General features: G+C 67.5%; 18 protein-coding genes. 11 read left to right on the forward strand and 7 right to left on the reverse strand.

The genetic code is table 11. From position 1 onward, the window contains the following. The first annotated feature begins 191 nt into the window (after nt 1-191). Entirely contained in the window at nt 192-1,331 is a 1,140-nt protein-coding gene (locus CJ014_RS18055; RefSeq protein WP_165790893.1) for a MarR family transcriptional regulator, read from the forward strand. Here CJ014_RS18055 and CJ014_RS18060 read toward each other — a convergent pair. The 5 genes from CJ014_RS18060 to CJ014_RS18080 form a co-directional block, all read right to left on the reverse strand. Beyond that, the gene (locus tag CJ014_RS18060) at nt 1,301-2,521 is read right to left on the reverse strand and encodes an ROK family transcriptional regulator (RefSeq protein ID WP_100081890.1); all 1,221 of its coding nucleotides are present in this window, start codon (nt 2,519-2,521) and stop codon (nt 1,301-1,303) included. The two genes, CJ014_RS18055 and CJ014_RS18060, sit on opposite strands and share 31 nt — an antisense overlap. A 59-nt stretch (nt 2,522-2,580) precedes the next feature. Then, nucleotides 2,581-5,601 (reverse strand): alpha-mannosidase, encoded by a 3,021-nt coding sequence (locus CJ014_RS18065; RefSeq protein ID WP_100081977.1) that lies wholly within the window; start codon nt 5,599-5,601, stop codon nt 2,581-2,583. A 45-nt stretch (nt 5,602-5,646) separates the two neighbouring features. Next, entirely contained in the window at nt 5,647-6,489 is an 843-nt protein-coding gene (locus CJ014_RS18070; RefSeq protein ID WP_100081891.1) for a carbohydrate ABC transporter permease, read from the reverse strand. Then, nucleotides 6,486-7,400, reverse strand: a complete 915-nt coding sequence (locus CJ014_RS18075) for a carbohydrate ABC transporter permease (protein WP_245427437.1) — start codon at nt 7,398-7,400, stop codon at nt 6,486-6,488. Before CJ014_RS18075 ends, CJ014_RS18070 begins: the two co-directional genes overlap by 4 nt. A gap of 153 nt (nt 7,401-7,553) precedes the next feature. Next, nucleotides 7,554-8,849, reverse strand: a complete 1,296-nt coding sequence (locus CJ014_RS18080) for a type 2 periplasmic-binding domain-containing protein (protein ID WP_100081893.1) — start codon at nt 8,847-8,849, stop codon at nt 7,554-7,556. Between the two features lie 116 nt (nt 8,850-8,965). On the opposite strand from CJ014_RS18080, the gene CJ014_RS18085 reads away from it, so the two are divergent. From CJ014_RS18085 to CJ014_RS18115, 7 genes are all read left to right on the forward strand, one after another. Then, entirely contained in the window at nt 8,966-9,964 is a 999-nt protein-coding gene (locus CJ014_RS18085) for an ABC transporter ATP-binding protein (protein ID WP_100081894.1), read from the forward strand. Between the two features lie 177 nt (nt 9,965-10,141). After that, nucleotides 10,142-11,140 carry a LacI family DNA-binding transcriptional regulator gene (locus CJ014_RS18090; RefSeq protein WP_100081978.1) on the forward strand — a complete coding sequence of 333 codons (999 nt, stop codon included), beginning with the start codon at nt 10,142-10,144 and terminating at the stop codon, nt 11,138-11,140. A gap of 40 nt (nt 11,141-11,180) precedes the next feature. Then, nucleotides 11,181-12,470 carry an ABC transporter substrate-binding protein gene (locus CJ014_RS18095; RefSeq protein WP_100081895.1) on the forward strand — a complete coding sequence of 430 codons (1,290 nt, stop codon included), beginning with the start codon at nt 11,181-11,183 and terminating at the stop codon, nt 12,468-12,470. A gap of 155 nt (nt 12,471-12,625) precedes the next feature. Beyond that, nucleotides 12,626-13,567 carry a carbohydrate ABC transporter permease gene (locus tag CJ014_RS18100; RefSeq protein WP_100081896.1) on the forward strand — a complete coding sequence of 314 codons (942 nt, stop codon included), beginning with the start codon at nt 12,626-12,628 and terminating at the stop codon, nt 13,565-13,567. After that, the gene (locus tag CJ014_RS18105) at nt 13,560-14,438 is read left to right on the forward strand and encodes a carbohydrate ABC transporter permease (RefSeq protein ID WP_100081897.1); all 879 of its coding nucleotides are present in this window, start codon (nt 13,560-13,562) and stop codon (nt 14,436-14,438) included. The genes CJ014_RS18100 and CJ014_RS18105 overlap by 8 nt, the downstream gene beginning before the upstream one ends. A gap of 2 nt (nt 14,439-14,440) precedes the next feature. Further along, nucleotides 14,441-16,147, forward strand: coding sequence for a glycoside hydrolase family protein (locus CJ014_RS18110; protein WP_100081898.1), 1,707 nt, complete (start codon nt 14,441-14,443; stop codon nt 16,145-16,147). 22 nt (nt 16,148-16,169) lie between these two features. Then, entirely contained in the window at nt 16,170-17,210 is a 1,041-nt protein-coding gene (locus tag CJ014_RS18115) for an ABC transporter ATP-binding protein (protein WP_100081899.1), read from the forward strand. 12 nt (nt 17,211-17,222) lie between these two features. Here the strand turns inward: CJ014_RS18115 and CJ014_RS18120 are convergent, their stop codons facing one another. Further along, the gene (locus tag CJ014_RS18120; RefSeq protein WP_100081900.1) at nt 17,223-18,125 is read right to left on the reverse strand and encodes an AraC family transcriptional regulator; all 903 of its coding nucleotides are present in this window, start codon (nt 18,123-18,125) and stop codon (nt 17,223-17,225) included. A 143-nt stretch (nt 18,126-18,268) separates the two neighbouring features. Beyond that, a complete protein-coding gene (locus CJ014_RS18125; protein WP_165790901.1) occupies nt 18,269-19,306 on the reverse strand; it encodes an NAD(P)-dependent alcohol dehydrogenase in 1,038 nt (345 codons plus the stop codon). Nucleotides 19,307-19,644: 338 nt separating this feature from the next. Here CJ014_RS18125 and ahcY point away from each other — a divergent pair, with 338 nt between their 5' ends. From ahcY to tsaE, 3 genes are all read left to right on the forward strand, one after another. Continuing rightward, nucleotides 19,645-21,042, forward strand: a complete 1,398-nt coding sequence (gene ahcY, locus CJ014_RS18130) for an adenosylhomocysteinase (RefSeq protein ID WP_100081902.1) — start codon at nt 19,645-19,647, stop codon at nt 21,040-21,042. 491 nt (nt 21,043-21,533) lie between these two features. Continuing rightward, nucleotides 21,534-24,026 (forward strand): PAS domain-containing sensor histidine kinase, encoded by a 2,493-nt coding sequence (locus CJ014_RS18135; protein WP_100081903.1) that lies wholly within the window; start codon nt 21,534-21,536, stop codon nt 24,024-24,026. Then, nucleotides 24,023-25,549 (forward strand): tRNA (adenosine(37)-N6)-threonylcarbamoyltransferase complex ATPase subunit type 1 TsaE, encoded by a 1,527-nt coding sequence (gene tsaE, locus CJ014_RS18140; protein WP_133121878.1) that lies wholly within the window; start codon nt 24,023-24,025, stop codon nt 25,547-25,549. Before CJ014_RS18135 ends, tsaE begins: the two co-directional genes overlap by 4 nt. The last annotated feature ends 6 nt before the right edge of the window (nt 25,550-25,555 follow it).

Genomic DNA, 25,555 nt, shown 5'->3' on the forward strand with positions numbered 1-25,555 from the left:
TCATCAACTTTGACGGACACGACAGCCTCCAGCCGGAGCAAGAAAAAGAGGCCGGACCGCAAGCGCCGGAGGACACTTCGCCATGGAAGGCCGGCGGAACTTTGCTTTCGGGCGGCATCGTTGTATCGCTAGGATATTCCCCCGGAAAGCCGCATTTCGGACGGGCGGAAGCGGATGCCGAGGTCAGGACGATGACGGGAACTGTTCGGTCGACGACGACGCGCCTCGGGCGAACGCCGCCATCGATCAAGGACGGTCCGGGCATCAACCACGGCGATATCGCCGATCACAATTCCCGCATCGTACTCGAACTCCTGCGGGTGTTCGGAGCGCTCACGCGCCGCGATCTCTCCCAGCGCCTCGGGCTGACCGAGCCGGCGATCACCGGCATACTCAGGCGGCTCGAGGGGCGCGGCCTCGTCACGTCGCGGCGGCAGGCCGGCGCGAGCCGCTATCCCGTCACCGAATTCATGATGCGGCCGCAGGGTTGCGTGGCGCTCGGCCTGAGGCTCGCCCGGCGGGCGGCGACGGCCGTGCTGGTCGACGCCGCCGGCGACGTCATCGCCGAGCGACGCGACGTGCCGCCGGAGGGGTTGATCGCCGCCGGCAAGGAACTCCTCGCCCTGAAGCCGGCCGAGGCGGAGGTGCTGGGCGTCGGCGCCGCCCTGTCGCCCGACGACGGTATCAGCATCGATGAGGTGCGGGCCACCTTCGCGCCGCTTACCGTGCTGGCCAACGCCGACAGCGCCACGGCGGCCACCGCCGAGCGGCTGATCGGCGCCGGCGACCGCGACGGCGGCTTCGTCAGCATCCTGGTCACCCGTTCCGGCGTCCGGGCCGGATTGTCGATCGGCGGCCGGCCTTTCCACGGCATGCACGGATTTGCCGGCGGCATCGGCGCCATGCGCACCGGCCAGGATCGCGCGCCGCTGGCCGAGGGCCTGTCGCCGGACCGGCTCGACGCGGCGATCGCCGCCGGCGGCGACCGCGAGGCGGCCATCGCCGCGTGGGCGCGCGAGGCGGCCGATCACCTGCTCGACGCGGTGGTGGCGATTTCCGGCGTGGTGGTGCCCGGCCTCATCGTCATCGGCGGCGACCTGCCGGACGCGGCGATCGACGCGGTGGTGGCCGAGATCGAGGCGGCGCCGATGGCGATCGGCGGCCGGCCGACAACCACCTCGTGGATGCCGCCGCTCTGCCGCTCGCCATTGCCGGCGGCCGGCGTCGCCCTCGGCGCGGCGCTGTTGCCGATCGTCGAATTCCTGCTGCCGGATCCCAGGCGGCTCAGGGAAACGCCGGCTCAGGCCGAGGGAGGGGCGGCGCGGGCGTGATCGACCCTCAGGGGCACGCGCTTGAGCTGCCCGGCGTCGGCCGACGGCAGGCCCAGCCGGTGGGCAAGCGGCATGGCCGCCGCCCCGAGGGCAGCCGCATCCTCCGAACAGACGGCGCGATGCAGCGTCACCGGCGGCAGGCCGGCACGCAGGCTCTCCTTCTGCGTTTCCACGATCAGTTGGTCGATCAGGCGCACCGGCATGCGGCCGCCGATCAGCACCGCCTCGGGATCGGCGATCAGGGCGATGTGCGACACCGCCTCGGCCAGCCAGCCGGCGGCGCGAGCGAGCCATTCCGACACCAGCGCCCGACCGCGGCCGTCCAGGGCGGCGAGCTCGGCCGGGGTTTGAACCACGATGCCATGAGCGCGGAGATGGTCGTAGAGCAGGAACATCGAGAACAGCTCGCCGATCTGACGGATATGCCCGACGCCGTTGGCGTCGATTTCCCGCACCGGCAGGCAGCCGATCTCGCCGTTGATGCCGCCCGCCCCCTTGTGGCGAACGCCGTCGATCACCAGGGCGCCGCCGACGCAGGCGTTGGCGAGAATGTAGAAGAAGCTGCCGATCTCGGTGCCGAGGCCGTAGTCAATCTCGCCGAGCGCGGCGGCGTTGGCGTCGTTGTCGATGAACACCGGATGCGGCGTCACCGCCTCGACGGCGCCGCGCAGATCGAAGTCGGTCCAGGCGGCATAAGCGTCGGGCCGGCCGATGACGTCGATCTCGCCCAGCCAATCGGGCACGGCGAGCCCGACGCCGGCAAGGCGCCCTTCGTCCACCAGCTTGCGGCGGCGGAAGGTCGACAGCGCGTCGGAGAACAGCGCGATGAACTCGTCCGGCAGGAAGAAGCTCTTCTCGTGATGGACGCGGCCGCGCACCGTGCCGGTGGCGTCGACCACCACCACGGTCAGGTGGTCGCGGTCGATGTTGGCGCCGACCGAGAACATGCCTTCGGGGTCGATCTCCAGCTCGATGGCCGGCTGTCCCCTGAGACCGTGCCGGCGGCGCGCCTCGATGACCAGCCCGTCGTCGACCAGACGATCGACGATGCGGGCGATGGCCTGCTTGGTGAGACCGCAACGCTCGGCCAGCTCGGTGCGCGAAAGCGGCGCGCCGCGATGGATGGCCGCCAGCACCAGTTGGCGGTTCCTGGCGGCCGCCTGTTCGGCGTTCGACCCGAGAAAGTTCACCGGCGCTTCCTCCCCGCCCGCCGGAAAGCCGGCGGGCAGCAGGAGATTAGCCCGGCGCCTCACGCCTTGCAAAGCCGCCAGCTCTTCACCTCGAACGGCCTCAGGCCGCGCGCCGGCACATCCATCGGCTCCTCGAGAATGGTAACCGGCTCGCCGACGGCCCAGCCGCCGTCGAGCGACAGTCCGAAGTCGCCGCGCCGGCCGGCCGGCTCCCAGACGCGCAGGATCAGGCCGTCGCCCTCCTCCGCCGGCTTGAGACCGGACAGCGCCGCCGGGATGCCCTCGGCCTTGACCGGCTGGAAGACGCCGGCCGCAACGCCGGCCACCGGCCGGGCGAGCAGCGGCTGGTTGAGATCGTCGGCTTCCTCGCGGACGCCGCCGTCGTGCCAGGGGCCGGCGTGCGGCATCAGCGCGTAGGTGAAGGTCTGCTCGCCCTCGTCGGCCAGCGGATCGGGATAGACAGGCGAGCGCAGCAGGCTGAGGCCGAGCACGTTGTCGCGGACGCTATGGCCGTATTTGGCGTCGTTGAGGAGCGCGACGCCGAAGTCCGGCTCGGAGAGGTCGAGGAAGCGATGGGCCGCCGCCTCGAACATCGCCGCGTCCCAGGAGGTGTTGGCGTGGGTCGGCCGGGTGACCACGCCATAGGCGCATTCGGCCGTGGCATTGCGGCTCTTGGCATTGACGGCGGTGAGCGTCCTCAGGAAGACGCGGCGGTCGTGCCAGTCGAGCATGGTGCGGATGTCGAGGCGGCGGGCGCCGGCTGCAAGGCTCAGCACCTGGGTAATGGTCGAAGACCGGAACTTGCGGACGAGCCTGACGGCGACGCGATGCGGCCCTTCCTCGACCACCTCCAGACTCTGGAGATCGGTGATCTCCTCGCCGCGCTCGGCATAGTCGCCCTCGATGTCCCAGGCGTCCCAGTTGCGCGGCTTGTCGACCGGGTAGGCCATCAGGCGGTTGCCGTAGCCGTCGAGCGCCTCGCGGCCGGTCGGCTTGTGCAGGATCGAGGCGATGGAGCCGTCGGCGGCGAGCGTCACGCGCAAGACGTCATTCTCGAGATGCGTGTGGCCGACCGACACGGCGCCGGCCGGCTTCAGGCTGCCGGCGTCGATCACGGCAACGGCGAGCGGCGGCAGGGTTTCCGCCGAAGCGACGACCGAACCGTCCTCAAGCGCCAGGCGGACCGGCCGGGGGTCGAGCGACGGATTGACGACGAGGAGACGCTCGCCGGGCGCCTTGGGCAGCGCTTCGGCGATGGCGTCGAGGGCCGCCGCCTGCGCCTTGAGGCCCGCATCGATCACGCCGCCAAGCTCTTCGGCAGCATCCTCGTAGACCTCGTGGATCGAAGAGCCCGGCAGGATGTCGTGGAACTCGTTCTTCAGCACGGCGCGCCAGGCGGGCTCCAGGCTTTCGGGCTTGGCCGCGCCGAGAAGATGGGCGAGCGAGGCGGCCGTCTCGGCGGTGATCAGCGCGCGCTCGGCCTTGCGGTGCAGGCGCTTGACGACGCTCTGGCTGGTCAGCGTGCCGCGATGCAGTTCGAGATAGATCTCGCCCTGCCAGACCGACAGCTTCTTGTCCTTCGCCGTCTGGTGGGCGCGGTCGAAGAACTCCTTGACGCGCGTCCAGCGGGCCTTGGGCAGCGTCGGGAAGACGCGCAACTGCTTTTCGCGCGCCACCATCTCCGGCGTCGGGCCGCCGCCGCCGTCGCCGTAGCCGACGCAGAGCAGCGTTTCCGGGTGCAGCGCCTTTTCGCGGAAATTGCGCCAGGTCGGCACGTGGCAATCGGGGCGGACGAAGCCGTTGTAGCCCTGCATGGGATTGTCGAAGGTATGGGCGAGCACGCGGCTGCCGTCGAGGCCTTCCCACCAGAACAGGTCGGACGGGATGTGGTTGGTCTCCGACCAGTTGACCTTGATGGTGAAGAAGCTGCGGATGCCGGCCTGCGTCAGGAGCTGCGGCAGGGCGCCGGTGAAGCCGAAGCAGTCCGGCTGCCAGCAGATGTCGTGGCGGATGCCGAAGGTGTTCCGAAAGAAGCGCTGGCCGTAGAGATACTGGCGCGTCAGGCTCTCGCCGGTGGGCATGTTGGTGTCCGGCTCGACCCAACTGCCGCCGAGCGTCTCCCACTCGCCGGAGCGGACGCACGCGGCGATCTTCTGAAACAGCGCCGGATCGTCCTCGGCGACCTGGGCGTAATAGTGGGCCGTCGACTGGTTGAAGCGGAAGTCCTTCGACGTCTCCATCAGCGACACGGCGGTCGAGAAGGTGCGGCGGGTCTTGCGGCGCGTCTCGCCATAAGGCCACAGCCAGGCGAGGTCGATGTGGGCGTGGCCGGTCAGGCCGATCTCGCCTTCCGGGGGAAAACGCTGCTGCAACGCTGCGAGCCGGGCCAGCAGCGCGTCGTAGGCGGCGGCGACGGCCGCCTGTTCGGCTTGATTGAGGGCGGCCGGCGCCTCGATCAGTTCGGGCAGTTGCCAGATCTTCTGCTGACCCTCGCTGCCGGCGGTGCGGGCGATGTAGTCGGCGGTCGACGACGGCCAGTCGAGGCCGCGCAGCGTATCCTCGGCGGCGGCGATCAGGTGCGGCGCCACGTCGTGGCCTTCGAGCACGCTCACCGCCTCGATGACCTGGGTGACGAGCAGCCACAGCGCCTCGACGGACGGCTCGGACAGCCGGAGCTCGGCGCGATTGACGTGCGGCCGCCGTACCGGCTCGCCGAACGGCAGACGGGCGACGGTTTCGGTGGTCACCTTGAAGCTGCGCCCGGTGAGAGGGAAGCTCTGATGGTAGGGGTCGAGGCCGTAGGACACCGCCTCACCGCCATCGCAAGTGATGGCGATCAGGCTTTCGCCGCCAAGATCGAGGCTGAGGCATGTCTCGGCGAGCGGCCAGTCGGCGGGAACGAGACCCTCCAGCGCGAAACGAACCAACCCGTCTTTGCGTGGCCAGGGCGCACCGATCCCGATGGGTTCGCCCTCGAAGGCGATGGCGGAAAGCGGCGCCGTCTCGCGCACCTTCCAGGCTTCCAGTTCGGCGACGCGGACTTTCAGGCGATCAAGACGTTGGGCAAGGGTCAGGGACATGGCAAACATCCAATTCGAACCAAAAGGGAGAGAAGCTTTCGAGCGTCATCCTTTGACGGCGCCGGCCGTCATGGCGCTCAGGATGAGCCGCTGCAGGGCGAGAAAGGCGATGATGGCCGGTACCACCGAAATCAGACAGGCAGCGGCCAGCACCTGAATGGTGCTGGCATTCTGCGTGCCGGCGTATTGAAAGATGCCGACACCGATCGGGACCAGCGAGTCCTTGGTGATCAACAGGAAGGGCACCAGGAACTGCGACCAGCCGGCGATCACCGTGATGATGAAGGCCGAGGCGACACCGGGCGTCGATAGCGGCAGGATGATGCGGATGAACACCGAGAGACGGTTGCAGCCGTCGATCAGTGCCGCCTCATCGAGGCTTTTGGGAATGCCGTCCATGTAGCCCTTGAGCAGCCAGGTGACCATGGGCACGCCGAGGGCGATGTAGACCATGATGGTGCCGAAGTGACTGTCGATCAGCCCCAGCCGGGCCATGTAGCGGTAGAGCGGCACCATGATGACCAGCGGCGAGATCATCTGGAAAGCCAGGATGCCGAGCATCCAGGCGCCCTTGCTCTTGAACTCGAAGCGGGAGAAGGCGTAGGCGGCCGGCGCGGCGATGATCAGGCAGCCGACGGCGGAAAGACAGGACAGCTTCAGTGCGTTGAGAAGGTAGACCGGGAACTGGCTGGAGGTCAGCACCATCGTGAAATTGTCGAGCGTCGGGAACTTGGGGATCAGTCTGGAAACGCCGAGGAACACCTCCTTGCGGGTACGGAGGGCCATGGACAGCAGCCAGATCAGCGGCCAGGAGAAGAAGACGAACATCACCGCCATGAAGGCATAGCTCAGGATGTCGCCGAGACGGTCGCGGGTGCTGAGTTTCATGCCTTTTCGTCCTTCGGCAGGAAGGCGGCGTAGACGAGCGCCAGACCGAGGCTGATGACCAGCATCAGGATCGACAGCACGCTGCCGGCGGCGAGGTCGTAGTTCCGGAACACCACGTTGAAGGTATAGAGCGACAGCACCTCGGTAGCCCGGCCGGGACCACCGCCGGTCAGCGAGATGATGGCGTCGAAGGTGTTGAGCGTCTGGATGGTGATCAGGATCATGTTGACCAGGATGGCCGGGCGAAGCTGCGGCAGCGTCACGAAGAACAGCTTCTGCCGGCCGCTGGCGCCGTCCACCTCGGCCGCCTCGTAGAGCGACGGGTCGATCGCCTTCAGCGCCGCGTACATTACCACCATCGAGAAGGCGGTGCCGCGCCAGACGTTGGACAGCACCACCGACCACATGACGACGTCGGGGTCGGACAGCCACTGCACCGGCGCCATGCCCATGAGGCGCAGCAAAGAGTTGAGGCCGCCGAACGGCGCCTCGTTGAACAGCATCTTCCAGATGATGCCGCCGGCGATGCCCGGCACCACCCAGGCGATCAGCGCCGTGGTCCGCAAAATGGTCGTGCCGAACAGGTTGCGCTTCTCCGAGCGCACCACGACCAGCGCCATGGCGAGACCGATCAGTTGCTGACCGATCACCGAACCGGCGGTGAAGACGAAGGTCACCCAGAGGATCTGCGGAAGCTCGGGGCGCGTCAGCACGTTGGCAAAGGTCGAGAGCGTGTAGCGACCTTCGCCACCGAGCAGCGTCAGGTCGGTGAAGGCGTAACGGAAGACGTCGATCACCGGATAGAGGTAGAACAGCCCCATCACCAGGATCACCGGCATCAGCCAGGGATAGGGGGAGGGAACGCGGTTGTGCCGGACTGCCGCCCCGAGGAAGGGCAGTTTCGACCTCATGGCGCTTGCGGACATGGGCACCTCGGTATCGGTGAAGCGAAAGCGGCCGCCATTATGGGCGGCCGCCCGCGGCGGGGCGGCTCCGGAACACTTACCGGAGCCGCCATCCTGCCGGAAGCCGCCCGCCTGGAGGAATGGCGGACGGCGATGGCCTCAGAGCCGGGCGTAGGCGTCGAGCGCCGCCTTGTAGGCGTCGTCGACGGCGGCATCGGTGGCGGCGGCGCCGGTCAGCACCTTGCCCATCATGATCTGGATCTGGTTGGAAATTTCCGGATAGATCAGCACACCGGGCCGGGCCTGGCCGACCTTCAGCGCCTTGGCGAAGGTCTGGTTGGCCTCGCTCTTGAAGACGTCGTACTTGTCGTAGAGGTCGGCGCGGGTCGGCAACTGCTCCTGCAGCGCGTTGGCCGGCCCCATGTAGATCTCGCGGGCGAGCGTGGCGCACATCTCGACCTTTTCCGGATCCGACGAGAAGGCGGCCACCGTCCAGCCGCCGGTGCCGGTCGATCGCTGGTCGGCGGTGATGCCCGGCAGCATCGAGAAGGTCCACTTGGCGAACTCTTCGGGATCCATCGAGTTCTCCAACTGGCGATACTGCCAGTTGCCGCCGACGAACAGCGCCGTGGTGCTTGCCGCGGCGGCGGCGTTGAGGTCATCATAGCTGCCGATGGTGGCGACGCGCCTGGGAGCGGCGCCGGATTCCACGAGGTCGCGGTAGTAATCGACGGCCTTGACGAACTTGTCGCGGTTGTCGGCATCGGCGAACACCGGCTTGCCGGCGTCGTCGACCAGCTTGCCGCCTTGGCCCCAGAAGTTGCCGAGCCAGTCGAAGGCGGTGCCCTCGTAGCGGCTGCCGTTGAACAGCATGCCTTCCATGCCGGCCTCGACCGACTGGAGCGCGGCCGCCTTGGTGTCGGCCCAGGTTTCCGGCGCGTTGGGCACGATCTCCTTGTTGCGGTAGAGCACGCGGAGGTCGGTCGACCACCACCAGGCATAGATCTCGCCGTCCTTGCCGGTGATGCCGTCGCGCACGAACGGGAAGAGCTGGTCGATCTCTTCCTTGGTGAAATAGGGCGACAGCGACTTCAGCACGCCGGCCTGTTTGAACAGCGGCAGCACGAAGCTGTCGACGGCGGCGCAGTCGGGCGCGTGGCCGGCCTTGGCCTGCTCCAACATGCGCGCCTGCTCCTGGCTGATGTCGCCGGTCATCATCTGCAGCTCGAGCTGCCAGCCGGGATGGTTGTTGATGAAATCCGTGTAGAGCTTGGTGTAGCCGGCCGCCCAGGTCGGGTCGGTGCTCGACGGACCGTCGCCGGTCATCCGGAACACCATCTTCTTCGGCGCGTCGGAGGGGCCGACGCGGTCGCTGGTGATCAGGTCCTCGGCGATCGCGGGCAGGCAGCCGAGCGCCGTCGCGGCGGCGAGCGCCACCAACAGGGATTTCCTCATTGCTTTTTCCTCCCAGGTGGACGGAAGCCGGCCGTTGAAAATACGGCTTCCCAAACCAACGCCAATTAGATTAAATCACTTTGTTTTGTTGTCAAGCCAGCGTCTGGGAGGTTCGCATGGCCACCGTCGAAATCAGGAATCTGCGCAAGGCCTACGGCGCGCTGGAAGTGCTGCACGACATCTCGATCGACATCGCCGACGGCGAGTTCGTCGCTCTGGTCGGGCCGTCGGGCTGCGGCAAGTCGACGCTGCTGCGGTGCATCGCCGGCCTCGAAACCATCAGGAGCGGCGAGATCCGCATCGACGGCCGGGTGGTCAACGATCTCGCTCCCAAGGATCGGGACATCGCCATGGTGTTCCAGAACTACGCGCTCTATCCGCACATGAACGTGGCCGCCAACATGGGCTTCGCGCTGAAGCTGTCCGGCCGGCCGAAGGCGGAAATCGAGGAGCGCGTCGGCAAGGCAGCCGCCATCCTCGATCTGGCGCGCCAGCTCGGCCGCAAGCCGGTGGCGCTCAGCGGCGGCCAGCGCCAGCGCGTCGCCATGGGCCGCGCCATCGTCCGCGATCCCAAGGTGTTCCTGTTCGACGAGCCGCTTTCCAACCTCGACGCCAAGCTGCGCGTCGCCATGCGCGCCGAGATCCGCGAGCTGCAGCAGCGGCTCGGCACGACGACCATTTACGTGACGCACGACCAGACCGAGGCCATGACCATGGCCGACAAGATCGCCGTGCTGAACGGCGGCCGCCTCGAACAGGTCGGCGCGCCGCTCGAACTCTATCGCACGCCGGCCAACCTGTTCGTCGCCGGCTTCATCGGCTCGCCGCAGATGAACTTCGTCGCCGGCGATCTGGCCCGCAAGGCGAATGCCGACACCATCGGCGTCCGCCCGGAGCATCTCTCGGTCGGCCGCGACGGTGACGGCTGGCGCGGCCGGGTGATCTCGGCCGAACATCTCGGCAGCGACACCTTCGTCCACGTCGAGGTGCCGGAAGCCGGCCGCCTGACGGCCCGCACGGTGGGCGACATGCCGGTGGCGGCAGGCGACGACGTCGTGCTGACGCCGATGGCCGGCTACCTGCATCGCTTCGACGGCGACGGCCAGGCGCTCTGATCCCGCGATCGAGGCGGCGATGACCGAGCCGAAGCGGACCGGCGATCCGGCCGCCGCTGCGGTCATCGACGGCTTGACAAAGATCGGCGGCGGTGGCATTGGGTAAACGATAACTCAAGGGCGGCAGCGGAGGACGGGACGAGGAAACCTGTCGGCGCCTTGGGAAGGGAGTTGCTCGTGGCCGTTTCGCTGCAGGATATCGCCAGCATCGCCGGGGTGTCGGTGAAGACCGTCTCCGGCGCGCTGCATGGCGGCTCGGCCCGCATGGCCGAGGAAACGCGCGACCGGATCCGCAAGATCGCCGAGGAACTCGGCTACGTCACCAATTTCGCCGCCCGCAGCATGCGGCAGGGCTGGATGCCGCTGATCGCCATCATCGGCGACGAGCTGCTCACCTCGCCGTTTGCCACCGAGATCATCCGCGGCCTCGACAACTCCGCCCGCAAGGCCGATCTCTCGGTGTTCTTCACCACCATCGGCGGCGACCATGACATCGCCAAGGTCTACGACGACGTCAGCCGCTTCCGGCCGCGCGCCATCGGCTATGCGGCGATGTACCACAAGGAAGTCGTGCTGCCGCTGGAGGTCGCCGACCGCATCGGCGTGATGATCAATTGCCGCGACGCCGCCGGACGGGTGACGTCGCTGGTGCCCGACGAGGAGGCGGCGGGCCATACCATCGCCAGTCACCTCGTCGACGCCGGCCGGCGCAGCATCGCCTTCATCAACCTGCCGGGCCTTCTGGCCGGCGAGCTGCGCGAACGCGGCTTCCGCGCCGCGCTCGATGACGCCGGCCTCGAACCGGTCGCCGTGCTGCCTGCGGTGAAGCGCGCCACCTATGCCGACCGCGCCCGCAGCCTGGTGGCGCAGCACGTCGGCGATCTGATGGCCGGTCCCCACCGGCCGGATGCCATCCTCTGCGGCAACGACCGCGTTGCCATGGAGGTCTATGCCGCGCTGCGCAAGGTCGGCGCCGGCATTCCCGACGATGTCGCCGTGGCGGGCTTCGACAACCAGGTCGACATCGTCACGCGACTCGATCCGCCGCTCACCACCATGGCCCTGCCGCACCGGGCGATGGGCCGGATGGCGGCGGAGATACTTCAGGCGGCCGAGCCGCCGGAGGGGGGGCTGAAACTGCTCCCGTTCCAGCTCGTGGAGCGAGCTTCCGTCTGAGCTGGTCAGGACAACCAACGAGTGGAGGAGATATTTCGGCATGGGTAATCGTTTACTTAAGGCTCTCGCCGCCACCACCGCGCTGATGGCGCTCGCCACCGCCGCCGACGCCAAGACCGTCGTGCGCATGATGCACCAGGGCGATCCCGGCTGGGTGGCGCTCTACGGCAAGGTCGCCGAACGCTTCGAGGCGGCCAATCCGGACGTCGACATCGAGCTGATCTATGCGCCGCACGATGCCTATAACGAGAAGTTCTCGTCGGCGGTGATGTCCAGGCAGTTGCCCGACATCATGGAGCTCGACGCGCCCTTCCTCGCCAACTACGTCTGGTCGGGTTACCTCAAGCCGATCAAGAGCTACATCGACCAGGACCTCCTCGACGACATGACGGCGTCCAACGTCGCCCAGGGGACCTATCCGATCGACAAGGAACTCTATGCCATCGGCCTCACCGACAGCTCGGTGGTGCTCTACGGCAACAAGAAGTACCTCGAGCAGATCGGCGCCCGCATCCCGACGTCGGTGGACGACGCCTGGACGCGCGCCGAATTCGAGGACTATCTCGGCAAGCTCGCCAAGGTGGACGGCGTCAAGTGGCCGATCGACACCTTCCGCGGCTATGGCATCAAGACCGAGTGGGTGACCTACGCCTACCAGCCGATCCTCAATTCCTTCGGCTGCGACCTGATCGACCGCACGACCTGGAAGGCCGAGGGCACGCTCGACAGCCAGCCCTGCGTCGACGCGCTCGGCATGATGCAGACTTGGGTGAAGAACGGCTGGGTGGTGCCGATGTCGTCGGGCACCAACCAGTTCTACGCCGACGGCGAGCCGGCCGCGCTCGCCTGGGGCGGCCACTGGTTCTACGCCGAGGCCGCCGCCAAGCTGAAGGACGACGTGGTGGTGATGCCGCTGCCGAAGTTCGGCGACAAGAGCGCCAGCCCCGACGGCACCTGGATCTGGGCGATCACCAGCCAGTCAGAGCATCCCGACGTCGCCGGCAAGTTCCTGAGCTTCCTCTTGAAGGACAAGGACTATCGCGACTACGCGGTGAGCCAGAGCGCCTATCCGGGCCTCAAGAGCTTCGCCGCCCAGTCGCCGCTCTATGCCGAAGGCGGGCCGATGGCCGTCGCCTTCGAGCAGGCGTCGAAGGCGGCCGTGCCGCGTCCGCCGCATCCGGCCTACCCGACCATCACCTCGGCCTTCATGCAGGCCGTCGACCAGATCTTCAACGGCGAGGACGCCCAGAAGACGCTGACGGCCGCCGCCAGGAAGATCGACGAGGACATCGCCGACAACGACGGCTATCCGCCGTTCGACGGCAACTGACGTCCATTTCCCGTTTCCGCCGGAGACGGGAAACTTCCGGCCGAAACGCCGGGCGGCGCTGAATTCGCACCGCCCGACACGGCCCGCCGGCGCGCATCCGTCCTCCCTTCGGGTGCGCGCCATCCTCCTGCCACCCATCGCCCGGCGAGGGGCCCATGTCCGCACTTACGACCGTTCCGAAGCCGAAGCGGCGCCGCCGCTCCATCATCGCCCGCGTCGGCTGGCCACGCTTCCTGCAGGAAATCGGCATGCTGGCGCCGGCGGTCCTGCTGATGACCGCCTTCCTGATCACGCCCTTCCTCCTGTCGTTCTGGACGGCGATGACCAACCAGCCGCTGGTGCCCAGGCCGACGCCGGTGCGCTTCGTCGGGCTCAACAATTTCCTGCGCATCCTCAACGACGACCTGTTCTGGACCTCGCTCTGGAACGTCACCCGCTTCACACTGTGGATATTGCCGGTGCAGTGCGGACTGGCCTTCCTGACGGCCCTGATCCTCAACCAGAAAATACCGTTCCGGAACGTGTTCCGCGGCATGTTCTTCCTGCCGGCCATCACCTCGATGGTGGTGGTCTGCGTCATCTGGGGCACGCTGTTCCAATATCCGACCGGCCCGCTCAACCACATCGTGGTGGCGCTGTCGGGCGGCACCATCCAGCCGATCGACTGGCTGGGCGATCCGAACTGGGCGATGTTCTCGCTCGTGCTGCTGTCGGCCTGGCAGGCCTACGGCTTCCAGATGATCATCTATCTCGCCGGCATGCAGGGCATCCCCGACGAGCTCTACGACGCGGCGCGCATCGACGGCGCCGGCCGCTGGGGCCGCTTCTGGCACGTCACCATGCCCGGCCTCAGGCCGACCCACGTCTTCGTGCTGGTCATTACCACCATCCAGGCCTTCAAGCTCTACACGCAGGTGGCCATCCTGACGCAGGGCGGACCGAAGTCGTCGACCGAGACCGTCGTCCACTACATGGTGCGCGCCGGCTTCGAGGAGCAGAAGCTCGGCTACGCCTCGGCGGTGTCGGTGATCCTGTTCCTGATCGTCCTGGTCATCGCGCTCGTCCAGCGCAGGCTCATGAGGCGTTTCGATGTCTGACCTCGCCCTTTCCTCCCGCAAGCCGGCGGCAACGCTGAACGGCTACCGCATCGTCCAGTCGATCTCGGTGTTCGTCATCGCGCTGGTGGTGATCTCGCCGCTGTTCATGCTGTTCATCGCCTCGCTGAAGGACGACCGCTTCCAGATCCTCGCCGACATGGGCTCGTTCCGGGCCTTCTGGGTGGACAATCCCACCTTCAACAACTTCCGCGAGGTCGGCAACTTCGCCGGCGAGCTGGCCTTCGGCCGCTATCTCGGCAATTCGCTGCTGATCCTGGGCTCGACGGTGAGCCTCGGCCTCGTCATCAATTCGATGGCCGGCTTCATCCTCGCCTGGGGCAGCCTGCCGGGGCGGGCGCTGATCCTGTCGGTGATCATCGCGCTCTACGTGATCCCGCAGGAGAGCATCATCATGCCGCTCTTGATCATCGTGTCGCGCGCCGGCCTCTCCGACACCTTCACCGCCCAGATCCTGCCCTTCGTGGCGAGCCCCCTCTACACCTTCCTGTTCTACCAGTTCTTCGCGCAATTGCCGAAGGAGCTCTACGAGGCCGCCTCGATCGACGGCGCCTCGATCTTCCGCACCTGGTGGTCGATCTTCATGCCGCTGAGCCTGCCGGCGCTCGCCACCGTCTCCATCCTGATGGGTATCGAGACGTGGAACCAGTATCTGTGGCCGATCCTGATCACCCAGACCGACTATGCCCGGCCGATCTCGGTCGCCATCGCCACCTTCTTCGGCCAGGACAGCATCTTCTGGGACCGGGCGATGGCCGCCTCGGTGCTGATGATGATCCCGATCCTCGTGTTCTATCTCGCCTTCCAGCGCTGGTTCATCAGCTCGTTTGTCGGTTCGGCGGTGAAAGGTTGACCATGCCCCAAGCATTTCCCGAAGCCGGCCAGTCGGGCCGGGAAACGATATCCTTTGCCCCGGTGGCTGCCGGCGCGACCCTGGAGCTGTTCCTGATGGCCAAGGGGCCGCAGCCGGCCGCCGTCGCGCTGCACGACGCCGACGGCGTCGTCGGAAAGGCCGAGACGCGGCGCAGCGACCGCTTCGAAAGGCAGCGGATCGTCGCCGCCGCGCCGGTCGACCGCCTCAGCTACGACCCGGCGACCACCGCGCTGTCCGTCGTCTACGCCTACGATCCGGCGAGCGTGCTCGACACCGGCATCCGCATCCTGCATGGCGGGCCGGCAGCGACGCCGGAAGCCCTCCGCGGCTATCACTTCCGCCCGCCCTATGGCTGGATGAACGACCCCAACGGCTTCGGCCGCTTCGATGGCCGCGCCCACCTCTTCTACCAGCACTATCCGCACCGGGCGCGCTGGCACGCCATGCACTGGGGCCATGCGGTCTCCGACGACCTCCTGCACTGGCGCCACCTGCCGATCTTCCTGGAGCCGGACGAAGCGGTGTGGGCGGCAGGCGGCGCCGGCGGCGTGTTCTCCGGCACGGCGATCACCGTCCCCGGCGAAGACGGCTTCCGTGCCTTCTTCACCGACCACCTCGACGGCCGTGAGCCGGAAATGGAAGTGCAGTGCACCGCGCGCAGCGCCGATGGCCTCACGGCCGATGCGCCGCAGGTGGTGCTGGCCGGGCGGCCCGAGGGGCTCGGCCTCGGCGAGGACAATCGCGACCCTTACGTCTTCACCGGGCCGGACGGCCGGCTGAAGATGCTGCTCGGCGGCCGCGACGCCACGTGCGGCGTCGTGCTGCTCTACGAGACCGACGACCCGAGCGGTGTTTCGGGCTGGCGCTTCGTCGGCCTCGTCCATCGTGAGCTGGACTATGGCCGTACGGTCGGCGAATGCCCGGCCATGCTGCCGCTCGACGGACCGGCGGAAGATCCCGCGACGCGCTGGCTGCTGATCGTCGGCCTGCTGATGAGCCGCGATCCGGCGACGCGGCGGCGCAATCTCACCTTCGGCATCGTCGGCCGCTTCGACGGCCGGACGTTCGCGCCGGAATTCCGGCAGGAGCTCGACTTCGGCGCCGACGCCTACGGCTTCCAGGCCTTCGTCGACCGGGACGGCCCGGTGGGCATCGCCTGGCTCGCCAACTGGACGGACATCGTCAAGACCGCCGATTGGCCGACCGCCATGACGCTGCCGCGCCGGCTGCTGCTCCGCGACGGCGTGCTGCTGACGCCGCCGATCGAAGCGGTCGCCACGCTGCGGCAGGCGCTTATCGACGACCGCCGGCTCGCTGCCGGGGAGATGGTTACCCTCGAAGACGGCGCCGCCGAGATCGTCATCGAATTCGGCGAGACGGGCCTGCCCTTCGAGCTCGCGCTGGCCCACCCGACGCTGAAGCTCGCCGTCATCGCCGATGCCGAAGGCCTCGCCATCGTTCACGAGAGCGCAGAGGACGGTCCGCCCTCGCCGCACTATCTCGCCGCCGGCGCGCGGGTGCGTTCGGTCCGCGTCTTCCTCGACCTGGGATCGATCGAAGTGTTCGCCGACGACGGCCGCCACGCCGGCAGCAAGCGGCTCGCCGATCCCGCCCCCGTCACCGCCATCCGCCTCGAAGCCCCCCGGGGACGCGTCACCGCGGCGCGCGTCTGGCGGCTCGGCCTCTGAATACGATCAAGGGAGGAACACCATGGCCAGCGTTTCCATCGACAACGTCGCCAAGTTCTACGGCAGCCACCAGGTCATCCACGGCATCGACATCGACATCGCCGACGGCGAGTTCGTGACGCTGGTCGGTCCGTCCGGCTGCGGCAAGTCGACGCTGCTCAGGATGATCGCCGGGCTCGAGGAAATCTCCGACGGCGACATCCGCATCGGCGACCGCGTCGTCAACGACGTGCCGCCGAAGGAACGGGACATCGCCATGGTGTTCCAGAACTACGCGCTCTATCCGCACATGACGGTGGCGCAGAACATGGGTTTCGCGCTGAAGCTGAAGGGCGAGAGCCGCGCCGCCATCGACGCCCGCGTCAAGGAGGCGGCGGCCATCCTGGCGCTCGATCCCTATCTCGACCGGTTGCCCAAGCAGCTTTCCGGCGGCCAGCGCCAGCGCGTCGCCATGGGCCGGGCGATCGTGCGCAGCCCGCAGGTGTTCCTGTTCGACGAACCGCTCAGCAACCTCGACGCCAAGCTGCGGGTGCAGATGCGCGCCGAGATCAAGGACCTGCACCAGCGCCTCGGCACCACCACGGTCTACGTCACCCACGACCAGATCGAAGCGATGACCATGGCCGACCGCATCGTGGTGATGAAAGGCGGCGTGGTCGAGCAGGTCGGCCGGCCGCTCGAGCTCTACGACCGACCCGCCAACCTGTTCGTCGCCACCTTCATCGGCTCGCCGGCCATGAACCTCGTCAAAGGTGCGGCTGGAAACGGCGGCTTCGTCACCGAGGGCGGCGTGGTGCTGCCGCTGCCCGCCGGGGCCGCCGCCGGCGCCGTCACCTACGGCATCCGCCCCGAGCACCTGACGCTCGACGACGCCGGCTTCCGCGCCGAAGTCGTGGTGATCGAGCCGACCGGCGCCGAAACGCAGGTGCTTGCCCGTTGCGGGGGGCAGACGCTGGTCGCCGTGCTGCGCGAGCGCGTCGAGCTCAATCCCGGCGACAGCATCGGCCTCAAGCCCAATCTTGCGGCCGTCCATCTGTTCGGCGAGGACGGTCGACGGCTTTGATGCCCGAGGCTCTCAGGCGGCGGCGCGGGTCTTGCCGCGTCCGCCCGCCCGCCGCTCGGCGCGGAAGGCCGAAGGCGTGCGGCCGATCAGCCGCAGGAAGTTGCGGTTGAAGGTCGACAGCGTCTCATAGCCGACGTCCATGGCGATCGAGGTGACCATGTCCTCGGTTTCCGACAGGAGCTGGCAGGCCTTGTAGATCCTGAGATGGTTGATGTACTCGGCGCAGGAGCAGCGCAGGTGCCGCTCGAACAGGCGCGAGAAGGCGGGTAGTCCCATGCCTTCCGTCGCGGCCACCTCGCGGCAGGTAAGGCCCGGCCGGTTGAAGTTGCCGGCGATGTAGGCCAGCATCCGCTCCAGCCGGCGCGGCTGGGCGCACTGATGCTCCGTGCCCTTCAGCGACAGCGACCGGCGATCGGCATCCTGTTCCAGAACCCGCATCAGCTTGAAGAACAGCGCCATCCGCTCGAATCCCTCGGCGGCGAGCAGCGCCTCCATCAGGCCGGCGGCTTCGGCGGCGGCGGCCGGCGAAAACTCGATGCCCGCCCGCGTGGCCTCCAGGAGGGCGGAAAGGCGGGCGCAATCGGAGAATTCGGCCATGCAGCGCTCGGCAAAGCCGCCGCCCATCTGCAGCACCACGTCGCGGTCGCGAATGCAGCCGTCTGCGCCGCGGTCGGCGCCGTCGGACACCCACATGTGCGGCAGGTTGGGGCCGGTCATGACGAGATTGCCGGGACCGAACTCGCCGGCATAGGTGCCGACGTAAAACTGGCCGGAACTGCGGCGAATGAGATGCAGCTCATATTCCGGATGATGATGCCAGCCGGAATAGGCAAAGGGATAGTCGTGCGAATAGATCCTGAACGTCCGCTCGAGCGGCGCCTCGATCACCTCCAAAACGGGCTTTGTCTGACCCACCTTTTTCCTCCCTTTGGTGGATAACGGGACCGTCCGTAGCCGTCGACATTAACAGACTTGGCCGACGACGCCGAGACCGGTTTTCGCCGGCCGCGGGCACCGGAGGCAGCCAGAGAGCGGCTTCCGGCTTTGTCCCCGTTTTCTCAGAACGTGATCTGGACCTTGACGTCCGATGGATTCTGCCGGGCGGCGCGCTCGAAGGCCTCGACCGACCTGTCGAACGGATAGCTCGCCGAGATCAGCGGCTTCAGGTCGATCTTGCCCGAGCCCAGGAGCGCCAGCGTGCGATCCCAGACGTTGGCGTAGCGGAAGATGCCGGTCAGGCTGATCTCCTTGACCTCCAGCGCCACCACGTCGAGCGGCACCCGGTCCTGCGGCATGCCGACCAGAACCACCCGGCCGCCCTGGGTGACCACCTCCAGCATGTCGTCGAACGCCTTCGGGCTGCCGCTCGCCTCGAAGAACAGGTCGGCGCCCTTGCCGGCCGTCCGCGCCGCCACCACGTCGGCGAGCTTCTCCTTGGTGAGATCGACGGCGACGACGCCGGGAACCTTGGCGATGATGTCGAGCTTGGCCCTGGCGACGTCGCTGACGATCACCTCGGCGCAGCCGGAAGCCAAGGCGGCGAAGGCCACCATCATGCCGATGGTGCCGGCGCCGGCCACCACGGCGATGTCGCCGGGACGGATCGCCCCCTTGGCGGCGGCGTAGACGCCGATCGCCAGCGGTTCGACCATGGCGCCCTCGGCAAACGACACGCTGTCGGGCAGCTTGTAGGTCAGCGCCGCCGGATGCACCACCTCCGGCGTCAGGCAGCCGTGGATCGGCGGCGTCGCCCAGAAGCGCACTGCCGGGTCGAGGTTGTAGTGGCCTTCCAGGGTCTGGCGCGAGCCGAAGTCGGGAATGCCCGGCTCCATGCAGACGCGGTCGCCGACCTTGAGGTGGGAGACCCTGGCGCCGACCGCCGTCACCACGCCCGACGCCTCGTGGCCAAGCACCATCGGCTCGTTGACGATGAAGTCGCCGATGCGGCCGTGCTTGTAATAGTGGACATCGCTGCCGCAGATGCCGACCGCCTTGATGGCGACCCGAACCTCGCCGGCCGCCGGTTCCAGCGTGCCGGGAACCTCGATGTCGCGCAGCGCAATGTTGTCGACGCTTTCCAGAACGACCGCTTTGATTTTCATGTTCTTTCCTCCTCAGCACCGGCCCGGCGCGGGTCGGCCGGATCCATGCCCGGCAATAGAGGAAGCATGCCCGCTTCCGCCGACAGGGACAAAGCGTCAGCGCCCAATATTATTGCATTATTTTACATTCGAACCGTCGTGGCAGCGCCGATATGGCACTCTCTCCCGTCTTCAGGTGAGCATGGCGCCTTCATCATGATATAAGGATCTCTTTATATCGAGATTGCGCCGGCGGCCGACTTCTCCTATAAGGCGCTGACCGGTGGCCGTTTGCCGCCCTCCCGTTGGCTCTCGACCAGCCTATCCTCACCCCCGCACCCGGAGATCCGCCGATGGTTGCCAAGGAATACGTCGTCAAGGACATCTCGCTCGCCGCCTGGGGCCGCACCGAACTCGACATGGCCGAGATCGAGATGCCCGGCCTGATGGCAGTGCGCGCCGAATATGCCGCCGCCCAGCCGCTCAAGGGCGCCCGCATCGCCGGCTCGCTGCACATGACCATCCAGACCGCCGTGCTGATCGAGACGCTGAAGGCGCTCGGCGCCGACGTGCGCTGGGCCTCCTGCAATATCTTCTCGACGCAGGACCACGCCGCCGCCGCCATCGCCGCCGCCGGCATCCCGGTGTTCGCCGTGAAGGGCGAGAGCCTCAAGGACTATTGGACCTACACCGACCGCATCCTCGACTGGGGTAACGGCGAGACGGCCAACATGATCCTCGACGACGGCGGCGACGCGACGCTGCTGGTGACGCTCGGCGCCAAGGCCGAGAGCGACCCCTCCGTGCTCGCCGATCCCAAGTCCGAGGAAGAGGAAGAGCTCTTCGCCACCATCAAGGCGCGCCTCGCCAAGGATCCGACTTTCTATTCGCGCGCCAAGGCCAGCATCCGCGGCGTTTCCGAGGAGACGACCACCGGCGTCATGCGCCTCTACCAGATGGAAGCGCGCGGCGAGCTACCCTGGCCGGCCTTCAACGTCAACGACAGCGTCACCAAGTCGAAGTTCGACAACAAGTACGGCTGCCGGGAAAGCCTGGTCGACGCCATCCGCCGCGGCACCGACGTGATGATGGCCGGCAAGGTGGCGATCGTCTGCGGCTATGGCGACGTCGGCAAGGGCTCGGCCCAGTCGCTGCACGGTGCCGGCGCCCGCGTGCTGGTCACCGAGGTCGATCCTATCTGCGCCCTGCAGGCGGCCATGGACGGTTTCGAGGTGGTCACGCTCGAAGACGACATCCATCGGGCGGACATCATCGTCACCTGCACCGGCAACCTTCACGTCGTCACCGTCGACGACATGCGCAAGCTCAAGAACATGGCCATCGTCTGCAACATCGGCCATTTCGACAACGAGATCGATGTCGCCGGTCTCAGGAACTTCAAGTGGAAGAACGTCAAGCCGCAGGTCGACCTCGTCGAGTTCCCCGACGGCAAGAAGATCATTCTTCTTTCCGAGGGCCGGCTCGTCAACCTCGGCAACGCCACGGGCCACCCGAGCTTCGTGATGAGCGCCTCCTTCTCCAACCAGACGCTGGCCCAGATCGAGCTGTGGACCCGCGGCGACAAGTACGAGAAGAAGGTGCACGTGCTGCCCAAGCATCTCGACGAGAAGGTGGCCCAACTGCACCTCGCCAAGCTCGGCGCCAAGCTGTCCAAGCTGACGCCGGAGCAGGCCGACTATATCGGCGTCAAGTCGACCGGCCCGTTCAAGTCGGCGATGTACCGCTACTGAGTTATCGGCCTCGGCCGCCCGGGGGCTCCAACTCCTGGCCTGCGTTCCGATCGCATCGACGCCCGCCCGTGCCCTTCAAGGCGCGGGCGGGTTTTTGTTGCCGGCAAAGCCTTATCCACAGCTGTTCCACACATGCGGATTTTTCCGGGGGATACCGCGGCCGGCCGCGAGGGATCGGGAAAAGGATGACGGCCGAAGCGCATAAGGCGAGTCCGGTCAATCCTCTGGCCACCCCCTGCCGGCAGTTGTCGACTCCGGGCCTACAATGCGCCGAGCGATCATGATCACTGAACGTTCCATGAACATATTGACGAGCTGGACTTGCTCGTCCCGGAGGAACCGGCGGAGGCGCCCTCGACTCTTTTTGCCCCCCCTGAAAGGCGGTATTTTGAGGTGATTCGGATCGGCGGTGGGGCACGCGCCGTCCGGGGGCGGATCTCTCCCGAGGGAGCGGGCGCCTTTTTGCATGCGGCCGAAAAGGGGACAGATACATGCCGGGGCTGAACCGGACACGATTGCCGTTTGCCGGGCATGTCGGGAAGATCGCCCTGCTCTCGACGGTCCTGTCGCCGGTCGCCACCGGCTCGGCGTTCGCCCAGGCCATCAAGTTCGGCTCCGACGGCTCGGTCTATTTCGAGCCGCTCCAGGTGGCCGCCCTGTCGGCCTTCGTGTCGGCCATCTGCATCGCCGTGGTGTCGGCCGCCGCCCTGATCCGGGCGCGCCGCATGGCCGAGGAGGATCGCGAGCGCCTGCTGCGCGAGAACGCCGACCTGAAGCTCGCCGCCGATCGCACCGAAGCCGCCCTCAACGCCGACGACCAGCGCACCGTGATCTGGGGCGCCCGCGACGAGGCGCCGAAGGTGATGGGCTCACTGCCGGAAGCCTCGGGCGTGCCGCGCAGCCAGGTCGGCTTCCTCGCCTTCGGCCAATGGCTGGAGCCGGCGTCGGCCCAGCTTCTGGAAGCCCGCACCCGCTCCTTGCGCGCCGAGGGCGAAGCCTTCCTCGACGTGCTGACCACCACCAGCGGCGTCCACATCGAGGCGGCCGGCCGGGTCAACGGATCGCGCTGCTTCATCCGCTTCCGCAACCTCACGCGCGAGCGGCAGCAATATGCCGAACTGGCCGAGCGTTTCGAGCGGCAGCGGACGCTGGTCGAGACCTTCGAAAGCCTGATCGACAAGGTGCCGATGCCAGCCTGGACGCGCGACAAGGCGGGCCGGCTCGTCTGGGTCAACGCCGCCTATGCCCGTGCCGTCGAGGTGGCCAGCGCGACGCAGGCGGTGGCCGTCGGCGTCGAGTTTCTCGACACGGCCGCCCGCAAGGCGATCGCCGACAGCCGGCAGGGAGCGCCGGTGTTCGAAAAGCGCCTGTCGCTGGTGGTGGGCGGCGCCCGCCGGGTCTTCGACATCGTCGATGTCGAGACGGCGTCCGGCAGCGCCGGCATCGCCACCGACGTCTCCGAGCTCGAGCAGGCGCAGGTGGAACTGCGCCGCACCATCGACAGCCACGCCCGCACGCTCGACCAGCTGGCCACCGCCGTGGCCATTTTCAGCGCCGACAAGCGGCTCAAGTTCTACAACGCCGCCTATCGGGCGCTGTTCGACCTCGACACCGCCTTCCTGGAAAGCGGTCCGGACGACGCCGCCATCCTCGACCAGTTGCGCGCTTCCCGCAAGCTGCCCGAACAGGCCGACTTCCGCAGCTGGAAGCACGAGCAGCTTGCCGCCTATCAGGCGATGGAGGCCCGCGAAAGCTGGTGGCACCTGCCGACCGGACAGACGCTGCGCGTCATCGCCAACCCGCATCCGCAGGGCGGCGTGACCTACGTCTATGAGAACGTCACCGAGCAGATCGAGCTCAAGAGTCGCTACAACGCGCTGACGCGCGTGCAGGGCGAGACGCTCGACCACCTCTCGGAGGGCGTCGCGGTGTTCGGGTCCGACGGCCGGCTGCGCCTGTCCAATCCGGCCTTCGGCAGCCTCTGGAAGCTCTCCGAAGAGATGCTGGCCGGCCGGCCGCACATCAACGAGGTGGTCGGCCACTGCATGGCGGCCCACGGCAACCGCGAAGCCTGGGATGAGGTCCGCCTCGCCGTCGCCGGCCTCGCCGACAGCCGCAACCGCCTGACCGGCCGGCTCGACCGCCGCGACGGCGGCGTCATCGACTTCACCACCGTGCCCTTGCCGGACGGCGCGACGCTGATCACCTTCGTCAACGTCACCGACTCCGTCAATGTCGAGCGGGCGCTCACCGAGAAGAACGAGGCGCTCGAGGAAGCCGACCAGCTGAAGAACGCCTTCATCCAGCACGTTTCCTACGAGCTGCGCTCGCCGCTCACCAACATCATCGGCTTCGCGCAACTGCTCGCCGATGACAATGCCGGCCCGCTCAACATCAAGCAGCGGGAATACACCGGCTACATCATGGATTCGTCGACGGCGCTCCTCGCCATCATCAACGACATTCTCGATCTCGCGACCGTCGATGCCGGCATCATAGAGCTCGATCTCGGCGAGGTGGACATTCCCTCGACCGTCGGCGCGGCGACCGCCGGCCTTCGCGATCGCATCGCCGAGGCGCATATCGACCTGAAGCTCGACGTGCCCGGCGACATCGGCTCCTTCGTCGCCGACGAGAAGCGCGTTCGCCAGGTACTGTTCAACCTCCTGTCCAACGCCATCGCCTTTTCCGACGACGGCGGCGTGGTGTCGCTTTCTTGCCGGCGCACCGACGAGGCGATCTCGTTCATCGTCGAGGATCATGGCCGCGGCATCCCCGACGAATATCTCCAGGCAGTGTTCGAGCGCTTCGAGAGCCGCACCAACGGTGCCCGCCGACGCGGTCCGGGCCTTGGCCTTTCCATCGTCAAGAGCTTCGTCGAGCTGCACAAGGGCAGCGTGGAAATCACCTCCAAGATCGGCGTCGGCACGCGGGTCGTCTGCAGGCTGCCGCTCAACCCCAGCATCGCCGAAGCGGCCGAGTGAGCGGCCCTGCGATGAGCCCGTCCTACCGGAAAACCATCAGCGTCGCCGACGAGGCCGGCACGCGCCGCCTCGCCGACGACATTGCGGCCATTGCCCGGCCGGGCGACGTGATCGCCCTTCACGGCGACCTCGGCATGGGCAAGAGCGCCTTCGCGCGGGCGGTCGTCCGGCGCCTTGCCGGCGATCCCGGCCTCGAGGTGCCGAGCCCCACCTTCACGCTGCTGCAAAGCTACGAAACCGCCCGGTTCCCGGTTCATCACTTCGACCTCTATCGCCTCGCCGATCCCGACGAGCTCATCGAGATCGGCTTCGCCGAGGCCGTCGGCGAGGGCCTGTCGCTGATCGAATGGCCCGACCGGGCGGGCGACGAGCTGCCGGCCGAGCGGCTCAACATCGTCATCTCCGAGGGTGAGGGCCTCGACGGCCGCCGCTTCTCGCTGGAGGCGCGGGACGGCGGCTGGGCCGATCGGCTCGACGAGACCTTTGCCGTCCGCGACCTGTTGGGCCGGGCCGGTTTTCAGGGTGCCGAACGGCGGCATCTGCACGGCGACGCCTCGACGCGTAGTTTCGAGCGGGCGACGGCTGGCGGCGACGCGGCGGTGGTGATGCGTTGGCCGGCCTGGCGCGCCTACATGAAGCGGGCCGACGACGACCGTTACGAGGAGATCGTCCACCTCGCCGACAACCTCACCGCCTTTTCCGCCATTGCCGATACGCTACGCCGTCATGGCTTCCGCAGTCCGCGCGTTCTCGATTGCGATATTAAGCGGCGGCTGATGCTGGTCGAAGACCTCGGCTCGGACGGCATCGTGCGCGACGATGCGCCGATCGCCGAGCGCTACCTTGTGGCCGCACAGCGGCTCGCCGACCTCGCGGCCGTAGCTTGGCCCGAAATTGCCGTCGACGACGCCGGTGGCCGCTGGCCGATGCCGCGCTACGACCGGCGAGCGCTCGCAACCGAGGCCGGTCTGTTCGCTGCCTGGTACATGCCGCGGCTTACCGGCGCGCCAATGGCAGCCGATGCACGAGCCGAGTGGGACGGTCTTTGGGACGACCTTCTCGCTCGCTTCGACGACGACCAGCGGCGGCTGGTGCTGCGCGACTACCATTCGCCCAACATCTTGTGGCAGGCTTCGGGTGACCCTATCGGGATGATCGACTTCCAGGACGGGCTGCTGGGCTCGCCGGCCTACGATTTCGCCGCCCTCGTCACCGACGCCCGTGTTGACATTCCCGACGAGCTCGCCGCAGCGATGACCGCCGCTTATGTCGACCGTCGCCGGGCCTTTGACGCAGGCTTCGACGCTGCCGACTTTGCCGAGCGCGCGGTAATCCTCGGCGCGCAGCGCAACGCCAAGATCCTTGGCCGCTTCGTCGAATATGCCGCCCGCACCGGCCGCAGCCATCACCTGCGTTTCCTGCCGCGCATTCGCCGCAACTTCGAAAAAGCGCTCGACGACAAGGTTCTCGCCGGTGTCAAGCTCTGGTATGAACGGCTCGCCCCGCCGGCCGTCCGGCCGTGAGTCTCC

Origin of the sequence: Pleomorphomonas carboxyditropha (assembly GCF_002770725.1) — a bacterium.
In the GTDB taxonomy this organism is placed as follows: Bacteria; Pseudomonadota; Alphaproteobacteria; order Rhizobiales; family Pleomorphomonadaceae; genus Pleomorphomonas; species Pleomorphomonas carboxyditropha.